28 protein-coding genes and 1 pseudogene are annotated in these 14,395 nt (G+C 45.3%); all 29 read right to left on the bottom strand.

Features of this window, described 5'->3' with window-relative positions; translation table 11 throughout:
* Positions 1 to 214: 214 nt before the first annotated feature.
* Complete coding sequence (rplQ, locus tag MSG36_RS23510; protein ID WP_004729812.1) at positions 215 to 595, bottom strand: 50S ribosomal protein L17; 381 nt, start codon at positions 593 to 595, stop codon at positions 215 to 217.
* A gap of 24 nt (positions 596 to 619) precedes the next feature.
* Positions 620 to 1,612 (bottom strand): DNA-directed RNA polymerase subunit alpha, encoded by a 993-nt coding sequence (gene rpoA / locus MSG36_RS23515; RefSeq protein ID WP_004729813.1) that lies wholly within the window; start codon positions 1,610 to 1,612, stop codon positions 620 to 622.
* Positions 1,613 to 1,634: 22 nt separating this feature from the next.
* Positions 1,635 to 2,255 carry a 30S ribosomal protein S4 gene (gene rpsD / locus MSG36_RS23520; protein WP_004738777.1) on the bottom strand — a complete coding sequence of 207 codons (621 nt, stop codon included), beginning with the start codon at positions 2,253 to 2,255 and terminating at the stop codon, positions 1,635 to 1,637.
* A gap of 31 nt (positions 2,256 to 2,286) precedes the next feature.
* Positions 2,287 to 2,676 (bottom strand): 30S ribosomal protein S11, encoded by a 390-nt coding sequence (rpsK, locus tag MSG36_RS23525; RefSeq protein ID WP_004738778.1) that lies wholly within the window; start codon positions 2,674 to 2,676, stop codon positions 2,287 to 2,289.
* A gap of 19 nt (positions 2,677 to 2,695) precedes the next feature.
* On the bottom strand, positions 2,696 to 3,052 hold the full coding sequence (rpsM, locus tag MSG36_RS23530; RefSeq protein ID WP_004738779.1) for a 30S ribosomal protein S13: 357 nt from the start codon (positions 3,050 to 3,052) through the stop codon (positions 2,696 to 2,698).
* A gap of 148 nt (positions 3,053 to 3,200) precedes the next feature.
* Positions 3,201 to 3,314, bottom strand: a complete 114-nt coding sequence (gene rpmJ / locus MSG36_RS23535) for a 50S ribosomal protein L36 (protein ID WP_000868186.1) — start codon at positions 3,312 to 3,314, stop codon at positions 3,201 to 3,203.
* A 41-nt stretch (positions 3,315 to 3,355) separates the two neighbouring features.
* The gene (gene secY, locus MSG36_RS23540; RefSeq protein WP_004738781.1) at positions 3,356 to 4,690 is read right to left on the bottom strand and encodes a preprotein translocase subunit SecY; all 1,335 of its coding nucleotides are present in this window, start codon (positions 4,688 to 4,690) and stop codon (positions 3,356 to 3,358) included.
* Between the two features lie 20 nt (positions 4,691 to 4,710).
* A complete protein-coding gene (gene rplO / locus MSG36_RS23545) occupies positions 4,711 to 5,145 on the bottom strand; it encodes a 50S ribosomal protein L15 (RefSeq protein WP_004736758.1) in 435 nt (144 codons plus the stop codon).
* 5 nt (positions 5,146 to 5,150) lie between these two features.
* Positions 5,151 to 5,327: a 50S ribosomal protein L30 gene (gene rpmD / locus MSG36_RS23550; protein ID WP_004736756.1), complete on the bottom strand. Its 177-nt coding sequence runs from the start codon at positions 5,325 to 5,327 to the stop codon at positions 5,151 to 5,153.
* A 7-nt stretch (positions 5,328 to 5,334) separates the two neighbouring features.
* Complete coding sequence (gene rpsE / locus MSG36_RS23555; RefSeq protein ID WP_004736754.1) at positions 5,335 to 5,835, bottom strand: 30S ribosomal protein S5; 501 nt, start codon at positions 5,833 to 5,835, stop codon at positions 5,335 to 5,337.
* Positions 5,836 to 5,849: 14 nt separating this feature from the next.
* A complete protein-coding gene (gene rplR / locus MSG36_RS23560; protein ID WP_048605977.1) occupies positions 5,850 to 6,203 on the bottom strand; it encodes a 50S ribosomal protein L18 in 354 nt (117 codons plus the stop codon).
* A gap of 9 nt (positions 6,204 to 6,212) precedes the next feature.
* On the bottom strand, positions 6,213 to 6,746 hold the full coding sequence (gene rplF / locus MSG36_RS23565) for a 50S ribosomal protein L6 (RefSeq protein ID WP_017063712.1): 534 nt from the start codon (positions 6,744 to 6,746) through the stop codon (positions 6,213 to 6,215).
* 10 nt (positions 6,747 to 6,756) lie between these two features.
* Positions 6,757 to 7,149, bottom strand: a complete 393-nt coding sequence (gene rpsH, locus MSG36_RS23570; RefSeq protein WP_017061309.1) for a 30S ribosomal protein S8 — start codon at positions 7,147 to 7,149, stop codon at positions 6,757 to 6,759.
* A gap of 29 nt (positions 7,150 to 7,178) precedes the next feature.
* Positions 7,179 to 7,484: a 30S ribosomal protein S14 gene (rpsN, locus tag MSG36_RS23575; protein WP_004738789.1), complete on the bottom strand. Its 306-nt coding sequence runs from the start codon at positions 7,482 to 7,484 to the stop codon at positions 7,179 to 7,181.
* A gap of 16 nt (positions 7,485 to 7,500) precedes the next feature.
* Complete coding sequence (gene rplE / locus MSG36_RS23580; RefSeq protein ID WP_004738790.1) at positions 7,501 to 8,040, bottom strand: 50S ribosomal protein L5; 540 nt, start codon at positions 8,038 to 8,040, stop codon at positions 7,501 to 7,503.
* Positions 8,041 to 8,064: 24 nt separating this feature from the next.
* The gene (gene rplX / locus MSG36_RS23585; RefSeq protein ID WP_248369905.1) at positions 8,065 to 8,382 is read right to left on the bottom strand and encodes a 50S ribosomal protein L24; all 318 of its coding nucleotides are present in this window, start codon (positions 8,380 to 8,382) and stop codon (positions 8,065 to 8,067) included.
* Between the two features lie 11 nt (positions 8,383 to 8,393).
* Complete coding sequence (gene rplN / locus MSG36_RS23590; RefSeq protein WP_004736740.1) at positions 8,394 to 8,765, bottom strand: 50S ribosomal protein L14; 372 nt, start codon at positions 8,763 to 8,765, stop codon at positions 8,394 to 8,396.
* 162 nt (positions 8,766 to 8,927) lie between these two features.
* Positions 8,928 to 9,182 (bottom strand): 30S ribosomal protein S17, encoded by a 255-nt coding sequence (gene rpsQ / locus MSG36_RS23595; protein WP_004736739.1) that lies wholly within the window; start codon positions 9,180 to 9,182, stop codon positions 8,928 to 8,930.
* Positions 9,182 to 9,373 (bottom strand): 50S ribosomal protein L29, encoded by a 192-nt coding sequence (gene rpmC, locus MSG36_RS23600; RefSeq protein ID WP_004736737.1) that lies wholly within the window; start codon positions 9,371 to 9,373, stop codon positions 9,182 to 9,184. Before rpmC ends, rpsQ begins: the two co-directional genes overlap by 1 nt.
* Entirely contained in the window at positions 9,373 to 9,783 is a 411-nt protein-coding gene (gene rplP, locus MSG36_RS23605) for a 50S ribosomal protein L16 (protein WP_004736736.1), read from the bottom strand. Before rplP ends, rpmC begins: the two co-directional genes overlap by 1 nt.
* An 11-nt stretch (positions 9,784 to 9,794) precedes the next feature.
* A complete protein-coding gene (gene rpsC, locus MSG36_RS23610) occupies positions 9,795 to 10,493 on the bottom strand; it encodes a 30S ribosomal protein S3 (RefSeq protein WP_004736734.1) in 699 nt (232 codons plus the stop codon).
* 18 nt (positions 10,494 to 10,511) lie between these two features.
* Positions 10,512 to 10,844 carry a 50S ribosomal protein L22 gene (rplV, locus tag MSG36_RS23615; protein WP_004736732.1) on the bottom strand — a complete coding sequence of 111 codons (333 nt, stop codon included), beginning with the start codon at positions 10,842 to 10,844 and terminating at the stop codon, positions 10,512 to 10,514.
* A 10-nt stretch (positions 10,845 to 10,854) separates the two neighbouring features.
* Positions 10,855 to 11,133 carry a 30S ribosomal protein S19 gene (gene rpsS / locus MSG36_RS23620; RefSeq protein ID WP_004736729.1) on the bottom strand — a complete coding sequence of 93 codons (279 nt, stop codon included), beginning with the start codon at positions 11,131 to 11,133 and terminating at the stop codon, positions 10,855 to 10,857.
* Positions 11,134 to 11,152: 19 nt separating this feature from the next.
* Positions 11,153 to 11,977, bottom strand: coding sequence for a 50S ribosomal protein L2 (gene rplB, locus MSG36_RS23625; protein ID WP_017076297.1), 825 nt, complete (start codon positions 11,975 to 11,977; stop codon positions 11,153 to 11,155).
* Positions 11,978 to 11,991: 14 nt separating this feature from the next.
* Positions 11,992 to 12,294, bottom strand: a complete 303-nt coding sequence (rplW, locus tag MSG36_RS23630; RefSeq protein WP_004736765.1) for a 50S ribosomal protein L23 — start codon at positions 12,292 to 12,294, stop codon at positions 11,992 to 11,994.
* Positions 12,291 to 12,893: a 50S ribosomal protein L4 gene (rplD, locus tag MSG36_RS23635; protein ID WP_004738803.1), complete on the bottom strand. Its 603-nt coding sequence runs from the start codon at positions 12,891 to 12,893 to the stop codon at positions 12,291 to 12,293. The genes rplW and rplD overlap by 4 nt, the downstream gene beginning before the upstream one ends.
* 16 nt (positions 12,894 to 12,909) lie before the next feature.
* Complete coding sequence (gene rplC, locus MSG36_RS23640) at positions 12,910 to 13,539, bottom strand: 50S ribosomal protein L3 (RefSeq protein WP_004736763.1); 630 nt, start codon at positions 13,537 to 13,539, stop codon at positions 12,910 to 12,912.
* Positions 13,540 to 13,553: 14 nt separating this feature from the next.
* Positions 13,554 to 13,865: a 30S ribosomal protein S10 gene (gene rpsJ / locus MSG36_RS23645; protein ID WP_004736761.1), complete on the bottom strand. Its 312-nt coding sequence runs from the start codon at positions 13,863 to 13,865 to the stop codon at positions 13,554 to 13,556.
* 446 nt (positions 13,866 to 14,311) lie between these two features.
* Positions 14,312 to 14,395 (bottom strand): annotated as a pseudogene (locus MSG36_RS23650) (elongation factor Tu); the annotation flags it as partial.

Consider the following 14,395-nt stretch of genomic DNA (forward strand, 5'->3'; position numbering starts at 1 on the left):
CGAGATACGAGATACGAGATACGAGATACGAGATACGAGATACGAGATACGAGATACGAGATACGAGATACGAGATATTTTTGAAAAATGGCGCAGACAAGACAAGCAAAAAATGCCAAACATCATGGTGCAATTTCTATTATCTATTCCGTGTTCTACAGACACAAAAAAGCCGAGCTAATGCTCGGCTTTTGTATTAAGAATCTAGTATAGATTACTCAGCAGCTTCTTCAGCAGCTGGGCGGTCTACAAGCTCAATGTAAGCCATTGGAGCTTTATCACCAGTACGGAAACCACATTTAAGAATGCGAGTGTAACCACCTTGGCGAGCCGCGAAACGCGGGCCTAGTTCATTAAATAGTTTTGCCACAACTTCGTTATCACGAGTGCGAGCAAATGCAAGACGACGGTTAGCAACACTGTCTGTCTTAGCTAGGGTAATCAATGGCTCAATTACGCGACGTAGTTCTTTTGCTTTAGGCACGGTAGTTTTAATAACTTCGTGACGAACAAGAGAGCTAGCCATGTTGCTGAACATCGCTTTGCGATGACTGCTGTTGCGGTTGAGTTGACGACCACTTTTACGATGGCGCATGACCTAATCCTTCTAACTTTTCGATTAATCTTCAGCGATTGACGCTGGTGGCCAGTTTTCTAGACGCATGCCTAGAGAAAGACCACGTGAAGCAAGCACATCTTTAATCTCTGTAAGAGATTTCTTACCAAGGTTTGGCGTTTTAAGTAGCTCAACCTCAGTGCGCTGTACAAGATCACCGATGTAGTGAATCGCTTCTGCTTTCAAACAGTTAGCAGAGCGAACTGTTAGTTCAAGATCGTCTACAGGACGTAGTAGGATAGGATCGAATTCTGGCTTCTCTTCCTTCTCCTCAGGTACACGTACATCACGAAGATCTACGAACGCATCCAGTTGTTCAGCTAAAATAGTAGCTGCACGACGGATTGCTTCCTCAGGTTCTAGAGTACCGTTCGTTTCCATATCGATAACAAGCTTGTCTAAATCAGTACGTTGTTCTACACGTGCCGCTTCTACAGCGTAAGCGATTTTATCAACCGGGCTGTAAGTAGCGTCAACTAGTAGACGACCGATAGGACGCTCATCTTCTTCAGTATGGATACGAGCTGAAGCTGGAACGTAACCACGACCACGTTCTACTTTGATACGCATAGCGATCTCAGCGTTGTCATCCGTTAGGTGACAAATTACGTGCTCAGGGTTAGCGATCTCTACATCACCATCGTGGGTGATGTCACCTGCAACAACAGGGCCTGAGCCTGATTTGTTCAGTGTAATAAACACTTCATCTTTGCCTTCAGCAACGCGTACAGCCAAACCTTTAAGGTTTAGAAGGATTTCCAGGATATCTTCCTGAACGCCTTCTTTAGTGCTGTATTCGTGTAGCACACCTTCAATTTCAACTTCTGTTACGGCACAACCCGGCATAGAAGATAGAAGAATGCGGCGAAGAGCATTACCTAGAGTGTGGCCGAAACCGCGCTCTAATGGCTCAAGAGTTACTTTCGCGTGTGTCGTATTGATCTGTTCAATGTCAACAAGACGCGGCTTAAGAAATTCTGTTACAGAACCCTGCATTGTGTCCTCTCTTTTTTTAACCTTACTTAGAGTAAAGTTCGACGATCAAGTGTTCATTGATGTCAGCTGATAGGTCAGAACGCTCAGGCATACGCTTGAATGTACCTTCCATTTTGCCAGCATCTACTTCAATCCAAGTTGGCTTTTCACGTTGTTCAGCAACTTCTAGAGCCGCTTTAATACGAGATTGCTGTTTAGCTTTCTCGCGGATAGAAACAACGTCGTTTGCCGCTACTTTGAAAGAAGGAACGTTTACAACTTTACCGTTAACTAGAATAGACTTGTGGCTAACTAGTTGACGAGATTCAGCACGAGTAGCGCCAAAGCCCATACGGTAAACTACGTTATCAAGACGACCTTCAAGAAGCTGAAGCAGGTTTGCACCTGTGTTGCCTTTAAGACGTGCAGCTTCTTTGTAGTAGTTGCGGAATTGTTTTTCTAGAACGCCGTAGATACGACGAACTTTTTGCTTCTCACGAAGCTGAACGCCATACTCAGATAGACGACCGCGACGAGCGCCGTGTACACCTGGTGCGTTATCAATTTTACACTTGGTATCGATCGCACGGACACCAGACTTAAGGAATAAGTCAGTACCTTCGCGACGGCTAAGCTTCAGCTTAGGACCCAAATATCTTGCCATGATCTTTCTCCAATATTCCTAGAAACGAAACTTAAACGCGACGTTTCTTAGGTGGACGACAACCGTTATGAGGGATTGGTGTCGCATCAACAATGTTAGTGATACGGAAACCAGCAGCGTTCAGTGCACGAACAGTAGATTCGCGACCTGGACCTGGACCCTTAACCATAACTTCCAAGTTCTTTAGGCCATATTCTTTAGCCATTTCACCACAACGCTCAGCTGCAACTTGTGCTGCGAACGGAGTAGATTTACGAGAACCACGGAAACCTGAACCACCTGCTGTAGCCCATGCAAGAGCGTTGCCTTGACGGTCAGTGATAGTTACGATTGTGTTGTTGAAAGAAGCATGAATGTGCGCTACGCCATCAGCTACTTGCTTGCGTACGCGCTTACGCGCGCGAGTTGGTTGTTTTGCCATTGTACTCTACCTTATCCGACTATTTCTTGATCGGCTTGCGCGGACCCTTACGGGTGCGAGCGTTGGTTTTAGTACGCTGTCCACGTAGTGGTAGACTGCGACGATGACGAAGACCGCGGTAACAGCCAAGGTCCATAAGACGCTTGATGTTCATCGATACTTCACGACGTAGATCACCTTCTACAGTGTACTTAGCTACACCATCACGCAGTTGATCGATCTGCTCTTCAGTTAGTTCACTGATCTTAGCATCTTCAGCAATACCCACTTCAGCTAGAATAGCTTGAGAGCGAGTTTTACCGATACCGTAGATTGCAGTAAGTGCAATTACAGAATGCTTATGATCAGGAATGTTAATGCCGGCTATACGGGCCATTATTCACTCCTAAGGGGTTCATAAAAGAATTATCCGCAGCAAAGCCCGTTATGGATACGCTGCGGCATACTACTTCTTTTGCACGCAAAAGGTAGGCCGAGGAATATACTCGACTCTACCTTGTATTTCAAGTAAAAATTTCTGCTAATTAGCCTTGGCGTTGCTTATGCTTTGGCTCACTGCAAATCACGCGAACGACACCGTTACGCTTGATAACTTTACAGTTACGGCAGATTTTTTTAACGGAAGCACGAACTTTCATTGCTAAACTCCGTAAATGGAATCGAAATTGTTACCACCGAATTAACGGCCGTAACCCTTCAGATTCGCTTTCTTTAACACAGAATCATACTGTTGTGACATCAGATGAGTCTGTACCTGTGCCATGAAATCCATGATAACTACCACTACGATTAGTAGTGATGTGCCGCCAAAGTAGAAACGAACGTTCCACGCGACCATCATGAACTCAGGAATCAGACATATAAAAGTAATGTATAGAGCGCCCGCAAGGGTTAGTCTAGTCATCACTTTATCGATATATTTCGCTGTCTGCTCACCTGGGCGGATACCGGGTACGAATGCACCAGACTTCTTCAAGTTATCAGCTGTTTCACGTGGGTTAAACACCAACGCTGTATAGAAGAAACAGAAGAAGATTATAGCTGCTGCATAAAGCATTACATACAAAGGTTGACCTGGGCTAAGAGCTAATGACACGTCAGTTAACCAACCGAACGCGCTGCTTTCACCATTTTGACCAAACCACTGCGCTAATGTTCCTGGGAACAAAATAATACTTGATGCGAAAATCGCTGGAATAACACCTGCCATATTAATCTTAAGAGGCAAGTGAGAGCTTTGTGCTGCAAAAACTTTACGACCTTGTTGACGTTTCGCATAGTTAACGACGATACGACGTTGACCACGTTCCATGAAAACTACGAAGTAAATAACAGCAAAAGACAATACAGCAATCAACAGCAGAAGAAGCACATGCAATTCACCTTGACGCGCTTGCTCGATTGTTTGACCGATTGCAGAAGGCAATCCAGCAACAATACCTGCAAAAATCAGAATGGAAATACCATTACCGATTCCTCGCTCAGTGATTTGTTCACCTAACCACATTAAGAACATGGTACCAGTTACTAAACTCACGGTAGCAATAAGCGTAAACATGGTTTGGTTGATAACAACCAGATTGTCGACCATGTTTGGTAAGCCTGTTGCGATACCAATAGCTTGGAATGTTGCAAGTACAAGCGTGCCGTAGCGTGTATATTGGCTTATCTTACGACGGCCTGCTTCACCCTCTTTCTTGAGTTCCGCTAACGCTGGATGAACTACAGTTAGCAATTGGACTACGATCGATGCCGAAATGTACGGCATGATACCCAATGCTAATATAGATGCACGCTCAAGAGCACCACCGGAGAACATGTTAAACATTTCTACGATGGTACCTTTTTGCTGATCGAACAAATCGGCAAGTACAGCTGCGTCAATACCAGGGATCGGCACAAAAGAGCCGGCTCGGAATACTAAAAGTGCACCAATTACGAATAATAAGCGCGACTTTAGTTCACTTAAGCCGCTCTGAGCACTACGAAAATCTTGTCCTGGTTTCTTAGCCATCTGTACCTCGTTCCTCGAGATTATTCCTCGATTTTACCGCCTGCAGCTTCGATTGCAGCTTTAGCGCCTTTAGTCACGCGTAGACCTTTAACAGTCACAGCTTTGCTTAGGTCACCAGAAAGAACGATCTTAACAAACTCGATGTTCTTAGTGATAACGTTAGCAGCTTTAAGGCTGTTAAGATCAACTACGTCACCTGTTACTTTCGCTAGCTCAGCTAGACGAACTTCAGCAGACACTAGGCTCTTACGAGAAGTGAAACCGAATTTAGGTAGACGTTGTTTTAGAGGCATTTGACCGCCTTCAAAACCTGGACGAACAGAGCCGCCAGAACGTGACTTTTGACCTTTGTGACCGCGGCCACCTGTTTTACCAAGGCCAGAACCGATACCACGACCTACACGCTTCTTAGAAGGTTTAGAGCCAGCAGCCGGTGATAGAGTATTCAAACGCATTCTGATTACTCCTCAATCTTAACCATGTAGTAAACCTTGTTGATCATACCGCGCACGCACGGTGTATCTTCAAGTTCTACTGTATGGTTGATGCGACGAAGACCTAGACCTTTAAGACACGCTTTGTGCTTAGGTAGGCGACCAATTGAGCTTTTAGTTTGAGTTACTTTAATAGTTGCCATCGTGTGCTTACTCCGAAATAGATTCAACAGTTAGACCACGTTTAGCAGCAACCATTTCTGGTGACTTAACGTCTACTAGAGCACCAATCGTTGCGCGAACAACGTTGATAGGGTTCGTTGAACCGTATGCTTTAGAAAGTACGTTATGTACGCCTGCAACTTCAAGTACAGCACGCATTGCACCACCGGCAATAACACCTGTACCTTCTGCAGCTGGCTGCATGTAAACTTTAGAGCCCGAATGACGACCTTTCACCGGGTGGTGAAGAGTGCCTTCGTTAAGCGCAACAGTAACCATGTTACGACGCGCTTTTTCCATTGCTTTTTGAATCGCAGCAGGTACTTCACGAGCTTTGCCGTAACCGAAACCTACACGACCATTACCGTCACCAACTACTGTTAGTGCAGTGAAGCTCATGATTCGACCACCTTTAACCGTCTTAGATACACGGTTAACTGCGATCAGCTTTTCTTGCAAATCATTAGCTTGTTGTTGTTCTTTAGCCATCTTCCAACCCTACCTTAGAATTTCAGACCAGCTTCGCGAGCAGAATCTGCTAGCGCCGCTACTCGACCGTGGTATTGGAAACCAGAACGATCGAATGCAACTGAAGCTACGCCTTTTTCAAGAGCGCGCTCAGCAACAGCTTTACCAACTGCTTTAGCTGCATCAACGTTACCAGTGTTCTTAACTTGCTCACGGATCGCTTTTTCTACAGTAGAAGCAGCTGCGATAACCTCAGAGCCGTTTGCCGCGATAACTTGTGCGTAAACATGGCGAGGAGTACGGTGTACTACCAGGCGAGTTGCACCAAGTTCTGCAATCTTACGACGTGCACGTGTAGCACGACGGATGCGAGATGCTTTCTTATCCATAGTGATACCTTACTTCTTCTTAGCTTCTTTAGTACGCACATTTTCATCTGCGTAACGAACACCTTTGCCTTTGTAAGGCTCAGGAGCACGGTAAGAACGAATGTCAGCCGCAACTTGACCTACTACTTGCTTATCGCAACCAGTAATGATGATCTCAGTTTGGCTAGGGCACTCAGCTTTAATACCTTCAGGTAGAGCGTGCTCTACTGGGTGAGAAAAACCAAGTGTTAGAGCTACAGAGTTGCCTTTCATAGCAGCACGGTAACCAACACCCTTAAGAGTTAGCTTCTTAGTGAAGCCCTCAGTAACACCCACAACCATGTTATTAACTAGAGCGCGAGCTGTACCAGCTTGTGCCCATGCGTTAGTAACACCTTCTTTCGGACCGAAAGTTAGGTTGGTTTCTTCCTGTGCAATAACTACGGCGCTGTTAAGAACGCGAGTAAGCTCACCTTTGCTACCTTTTACAGTAACTTCTTGGCCGTTTAGTTTCACCTCTACGCCAGCTGGAATAGCGACAGGTGCTTTAGCAACACGAGACATAATCTACTCCTTAAGCTACGTAACAGATGATTTCACCGCCAAGACCTGCTTTACGAGCAGCACGGTCAGACATCAGACCCTTGGAAGTAGAAACAACTGCAATACCAAGACCACCCATCACTGTAGGTAAAGAGTCTTTATTTTTATAAACTCTTAGACCAGGACGTGATACACGCTTGATTTGCTCGATTACAGGTTTAGCTTGGAAGTACTTAAGAGTAACTTCTAGCTCAGGTTTTGCTTCGCTGTTAACAGCGAAGTCTACGATGTAACCTTCAGCTTTAAGTAATGCAGCAATTGCAACTTTAAGCTTTGAAGAAGGCATTTTTACAGCAACTTTGTTTGCTGCCTGACCGTTACGAACTCGGGTCAGCATATCCGAAATCGGATCTTGCATGCTCATAAGATTTACTCCAAATGATTAAGTGGCAATTACCAGCTAGCCTTACGAAGACCCGGAATCTCGCCTTTCATGCAAGCTTCACGAACCTTAATGCGGCTTAGACCGAATTTACGTAGGTAACCGTGTGGACGACCAGTTTGGTTGCAACGGTTGCGCTGACGTGATGCACTTGAATCACGTGGAAGAGATTGCAGTTTAAGAACCGCATTCCAACGATCTTCTTCAGATGCGTTTACATCGCTAATGATAACTTTTAGCGCAGAACGCTTTTCAGCGAACTTAGCTACTAGTTTTGCACGTTTAGCTTCACGTGCTTTCATTGATTGTTTAGCCATAACAGTAACCCTACCCTTACTTACGGAATGGGAAGTTAAAGGCAGCCAGCAGAGCTCGGCCTTCCTCATCGGAACCCGCAGAAGTCGTGATAGTGATATCAAGACCGCGGACGCGATCGACTTTATCGTAGTCGATTTCCGGAAAGATGATTTGCTCGCGAACGCCCATGCTGTAGTTACCGCGACCGTCAAAAGACTTAGCGCTAACACCACGGAAATCACGTACACGTGGAAGTGCGATAGAGATTAAACGCTCTAAAAATTCCCACATGCGCTCACCACGCAAGGTTACTTTACAACCAATTGGGTAGCCTTCACGAATTTTGAAACCAGCTACAGATTTACGCGCTTTAGTGATAAGAGGCTTTTGACCAGAGATCGTTGCCATATCAGCTGCTGCGTTTTCTAGCAGTTTCTTATCGTTGATTGCTTCACCAACGCCCATGTTTAGGGTGATTTTCTCAATCCTAGGGACTTGCATGACGCTTGTGTAGCTGAACTCTTTGGTAAGCTCAGCGACTACAGACGACTTGTAGTAATCATGCAGTTTCGCCATAGTAGAACTCCAAATTACTTCTAATTAGTTAGAAACAGTTGCGCCGTTAGATTTGAAGAAACGAACTTTCTTGCCATCTTCGATACGGAAACCGATACGGTCTGCTTTACCAGTAGCCGCGTTAAAAACAGCAACGTTAGAAGCATCAATAGCTGCTTCTTGTTCAACGATGCCACCTTGTTGACCTAGAGCCGGAACCGGCTTTTGGTGTTTCTTAACAAGGTTGATGCCTTCAACGATAACTTTACCAGTTGTCAGAACCTTAGTTACTTTACCTTTCTTGCCTTTATCTTTACCAGCAAGAATGATTACTTCGTCATTACGACGGATTTTAGCTGCCATATTGCCGCTCCTTACAGAACTTCAGGTGCTAGTGATACAATCTTCATGAATTTCGCGTTACGAAGTTCACGAGTCACAGGACCAAAGATACGTGTGCCGACTGGTTGCTCAGTAGTGTCATTTAACAATACACAAGCATTACTGTCGAAGCGAATGACAGAACCGTCTGGGCGACGAACGCCTTTACGGGTGCGCACTACTACCGCCTTCAGAACATCACCTTTCTTTACTTTACCGCGAGGAATCGCTTCCTTCACTGTAACCTTGATGACGTCACCGATATGTGCATAACGGCGGTGAGAGCCACCCAGAACCTTAATACACATTACCTTGCGCGCGCCAGAGTTATCTGCTGCGTCAAGTGTACTTTGCATCTGGATCATTGTTAGTGCTCCGCTAAATATTAAAACTAGACCCTCTCGGGTCGGGCTGCCTCTTTAAAAGGGACGCGAATTGTACCACCCTTTTTTTAAATTGGGTAGACAAAAAACAAGCGGCTCCAAAAAATTATTTGGAGCCGCTTATAAGTTATAGAATTACAAAGATTAAATCTTCGCTTTTTCTAGAACTTTAACCAATGTCCAAGACTTAGTCTTAGACAGAGGACGACACTCAGCGATTTCAACTTTGTCGCCTAGGCCACAAGTGTTGTCTTCGTCGTGTGCGTGTACTTTAGTCGTGCGTTTGATGAACTTACCGTAAATTGGGTGTTTTACAGTGCGCTCAATAGCAACAACGATAGACTTGTCCATCTTGTCACTTACTACACGGCCTTGCTGGATGCGGTTAGTTTCGCTCATTATGCGCCTGCCTTTTCAGTCAAAACAGTTTTCACACGTGCGATGTCACGGCGTACAGCTTTTAGAGTATGAGTTTGCTGTAGTTGACCAGTTGCAGCTTGCATGCGCAAGTTGAACTGTTCACGTAGCAAATTCAATAGCTCAGCGTTAAGCTCTTCAACGTTCTTTTCGCGTAGATCTTGTGCTTTCATCACATCACCTGCTTAGTTACAAAAGTAGTTTTAACAGGCAGTTTACGTGCCGCTAGGCGGAACGCTTCACGTGCCAACTCTTCAGGTACGCCATTCATCTCGTACATAACTTTGCCTGGTTGGATTTGAGCAACCCAGTACGCAACTGAACCTTTACCTTTACCTTGACGAACTTCAAGAGGCTTTTCAGTAATCGGTTTGTCTGGGAATACACGGATCCAGATTTGACCTTGACGCTTAATGTGACGTGTCATAGCACGACGTGCCGCTTCGATTTGACGTGCAGTCAGACGACCACGGCCAACAGCTTTAAGACCGAATTCGCCGAAGCTTACTTCAGTACCTTTAGCTAGACCACGGTTACGACCAGTCATAACCTTGCGGAACTTAGTACGTTTTGGTTGTAGCATCGTTCGACTCCTTACTTACGGCCTTTACGCTGCTTCTTAGGCTTATCGCCTTTTGGCTCTACTGCGTTAGCAGCTGGCATACCGCCTAGAATCTCACCTTTGAAGATCCAAACTTTAATGCCGATCACACCGTATTGAGTGTGAGCCGAAGAAGTTGCGTAATCAATGTCTGCACGTAGAGTGTGTAGAGGCACACGGCCTTCACGGTACCACTCAGAACGTGCGATTTCAGCACCGCCAAGACGGCCGCCTACTTGTACTTTGATGCCTTTAGCGCCTAGACGCATAGCATTTTGTACCGCACGCTTCATTGCACGACGGAACATAACACGACGCTCTAGTTGAGACGCGATGCTATCAGCTACAAGCTGACCATCTAGCTCAGGCTTACGTACTTCAGCGATGTTAATTTGCGCTGGTACACCTGCGATTTTAGCTACAGCTGCGCGTAGCTTCTCTACGTCTTCACCTTTCTTACCGATAACAACGCCAGGACGAGCAGTGTGAATAGTCACACGGATGCTCTTAGCTGGACGCTCGATAACGATACGAGATAATGATGCTTTTTGTAGTTCCTTTGTAAGGAACTGACGTACCTTGAAGTCGCCGTCTAGGTTGTCAGCGAATTCGTTGGTATTAGCAAACCATGTAGCATTCCAAGGCTTAACGATGCCAAGACGAATACCATTAGGATGTACTTTCTGACCCATTGCTTACTCTCCTAGTCTTTAGCGATCTGCTACAACAATAGTGATGTGGCTTGAACGCTTCAAGATACGATCCGCACGACCTTTAGCACGAGGCATAATACGCTTCATGATAGGGCCCTCATCTACGAAGATTTTAGCGACATTTAGATCGTCGATATCTGCACCTTCGTTATGTTCCGCGTTAGCGATAGCTGACTCAAGAACCTTCTTAACTAATACAGCAGCTTTTTTGTTGCTGAAAGTTAGAATTTCTAGAGCTTGGTCTACCGACTTACCGCGAATTTGGTCTGCAACTAAGCGAGCTTTCTGTGGAGAAATACGAGCAAAGTTATGTTTAGCTAAAGCTTCCATCATCTACTCCTTATTTCTTCTTAGCTTTCTTATCTGCAGCATGACCGCGATAAGTACGAGTTGGTGCAAATTCGCCCAGTTTGTGACCGATCATTTCTTCGGTAACGAAAACTGGAACGTGCTGACGACCATTATGGACAGCGATGGTCAAACCAATCATTGTTGGGATGATCATTGAGCGACGGGACCAAGTCTTAATAGGCTTTTTGTCTCCGCTTTCCACCGCTTTCTCTACCTTCTTCAGCAAGTGTAGGTCAATAAAAGGACCTTTCTTGAGAGAACGTGGCATGGCGATTCCTCTTTATAAATTATTTAGTGCGACGACGTACGATGTACTTGTCAGTGCGCTTGTTCTTACGAGTCTTGAAGCCCTTAGTAGGAACGCCCCAAGGAGAAACTGGGTGACGACCACCAGATGTGCGGCCTTCACCACCACCATGTGGGTGATCCACCGGGTTCATTACTACACCACGTACGGTTGGACGTACGCCGCGCCAGCGTGAAGCACCAGCTTTACCAAGTTCACGTAGCATATGCTCAGAGTTACCAACTTCACCGATCGTTGCACGACCTTCAGAAAGAACTTTGCGCATCTCACCAGAACGTAGACGGATAGTTACGTATGCACCATCGCGAGCGATGATTTGAGCATAAGCACCAGCCGAACGAGCTAGTTGAGCACCTTTACCAGGCTTAAGTTCAACACAGTGTACAGTAGAACCTACTGGGATGTTGCGCATCGGCAGAGTGTTACCTGCTTTGATTGCAGCATCTACGCCAGATTGAATCTGGTCGCCTGCGTTAACACCTTTAGGTGCAATGATGTAACGACGCTCACCGTCTGCGTACAGAACTAGAGCGATGTTAGCACTACGGTTTGGATCGTATTCTAGACGCTCAACTTTCGCTGGGATGCCATCTTTAGTACGTTTGAAGTCAATCAGACGGTAATGGTGTTTATGACCACCACCGATGTGACGTACTGTAATACGACCGTTGTTGTTACGACCACCGTTCTTAGAGTTTTTCTCTAGAAGTGGTGCGTATGGCTTACCCTTGTGTAGGTCAGCGTTAACAACTTTAACGACGTGACGACGACCAGGGGAAGTCGGCTTACATTTAACAATAGCCATTTTTACTACTCCTGTTATTCCGCGCCGCCAACGAAGTCAAGATCTTGACCTTCTTTCAAAGTAACGTAGGCTTTCTTAACGTCTGAACGACGGCCTTCACGCATACCTTGACGTTTGGTCTTACCCTTTAATACAAGAGTATTTACAGACTTAACTTCAACTTCAAATAGCTTTTCTACAGCTGCTTTGATCTCTTTCTTAGTTGCATCTTTAGCTACTTTGAAAACGATAGTGTTCGCTTTCTCAGCTGCCATAGTTGCTTTTTCAGAGATGTGCGGAGCACGTAGAACTTTTAAGATACGCTCTTCAGTGATCATGCTAGCATCTCCTCAACTTGCTTAACTGCGTCAGCAGTCATTAGAACCTTGTCGAAAGCGATTAGTGATACTGGATCAACACCAGCAACATCACGTGCATCTACTTTGTATAGGTTACGAGCAGCTAAGAATAGATTTTCATCTACTTCGCCAGTCACAATCAGAACGTCGCTTAGCTCAAGCTCTTTAAGCTTAGCTACAAGTTCTTTTGTTTTTGGTGCTTCTACAGAGAAGTTATCAACAACGATTAAACGCTCTTGACGAACTAGCTCAGAAAGAATGCTCTTCATAGCACCGCGGTACATTTTTTTGTTTACTTTTTGGCTGTGATCTTGTGGTTTCGCAGCAAAAGTAACACCACCTGTACGCCAGATTGGGCTACGAATTGTACCAGCACGTGCGCGGCCAGTACCTTTTTGACGCCATGGCTTAGCGCCACCGCCAGATACTTCAGAACGAGTCTTTTGAGCACGAGTACCTTGACGAGCACCTGCTGCATATGCAACAACTACTTGGTGTACAAGAGCTTCGTTGAAGTCACGTCCGAAAGTAGTCTCGGAAACAGTTAGTGCATCAGCACCTTTAACCATCAATTCCATTACTTACTCCTAGACGTTATGCTTTAACAGCAGGTTTTACGATCACGTTTCCGCCTGTTGAGCCCGGTACTGCACCTTTAATAAGGAGTAGATTGCGCTCAGCGTCAACACGTACGATCTCTAGGTTTTGAGTCGTTACACGCTCAGCACCCATGTGACCTGCCATTTTCTTGCCTTTAAACACGCGGCCTGGAGTTTGACATTGGCCAATTGAACCCGGTGCGCGGTGAGACAAAGAGTTACCGTGAGTCATATCTTGAGTAGAGAAGTTCCAACGCTTGATAGCGCCTTGGAAGCCTTTACCTTTAGATGTACCAGTAACGTCTACTTTTTTAATTTCGTTGAAAAGTTCTACGTTTAGCTCAGCGCCAACTTCAAACTCTTCGCCGTTTTCTAAACGGAATTCCCAAAGACCGCGACCTGCTTCTACACCCGCTTTCGCGAAGTGACCAGCTTCAGGTTTAGTTACACGGTTAGCTTTCTTAGCACCAGTAGTTACTTGGATTGCTGCGTAGCCATCAGTCTCAAGAGTTTTAACTTGAGAAATACGGTTCGCTTCAACCTCAACAACAGTTACTGGGATAGAAACGCCTTCTTCAGTAAATACGCGGGTCATACCCACTTTACGTCCGACTAGACCAATCATTATTCTTATCTCCCTTAACCTAGGCTGATTTGAACATCAACGCCAGCTGCAAGATCAAGACGCATTAGAGCATCAACAGTTTTATCTGTTGGCTCAACGATGTCGATCAAACGCTTGTGAGTACGAATTTCGTACTGGTCACGTGCATCTTTGTTGACGTGTGGAGAGGTAAGAACAGTGAAACGCTCTTTACGAGTAGGTAGTGGAATAGGACCACGAACCTGTGCGCCAGTACGTTTTGCTGTTTCAACGATTTCCGCAGTTGAAGCATCGATTAGCTTGTAATCAAACGCTTTAAGGCGGATACGAATACGTTGGTTCTGCATGAGACAGAGCTCCAATTATTAAAAATTACACAAACAATATCGCCACTCAAACCCGATAAAACGAGAGAATGCCGATTGATTTATGTGAAACCGTAGCATCCAAAATTAGGACGCATTGTCAGTTAACTTTTGAAGCAAACAAGAAGTTTACTATTTTTATTAACCGCGAACATAAGCTGAGTATACATTACTAGGTAAGACCTACTCCTCAGTGCTCATTGGTTCACAACCAGCGTTAGCCAGTGCGATGCATTATACAGATCACACTTTAGTATGCAAGTAGTGTTGGAAAAATAATCGGAATTTATTGGAAGTTGGTTTTGTATCGAGAGGGAAGAAGATAGATGGAAGGTAATATTTCTTTCGAGAAAACAAAAGGGAAGCCGAAGCTCCCCTTTTCAGATGCGTGCTCTTCTAATGAAGAGTGTGCAAAAATCTAAATGCTATTAAGCGAAGATTTTAGCTACAACACCAGCACCAACTGTACGGCCACCTTCGCGGATTGCGAAACGTAGACCTTCGTCCATTGC

It is taken from the genome of Vibrio sp. 1CM8B (genome assembly GCF_023161685.1).
In the GTDB taxonomy this organism is placed as follows: domain Bacteria; phylum Pseudomonadota; class Gammaproteobacteria; order Enterobacterales; family Vibrionaceae; genus Vibrio; species Vibrio coralliirubri.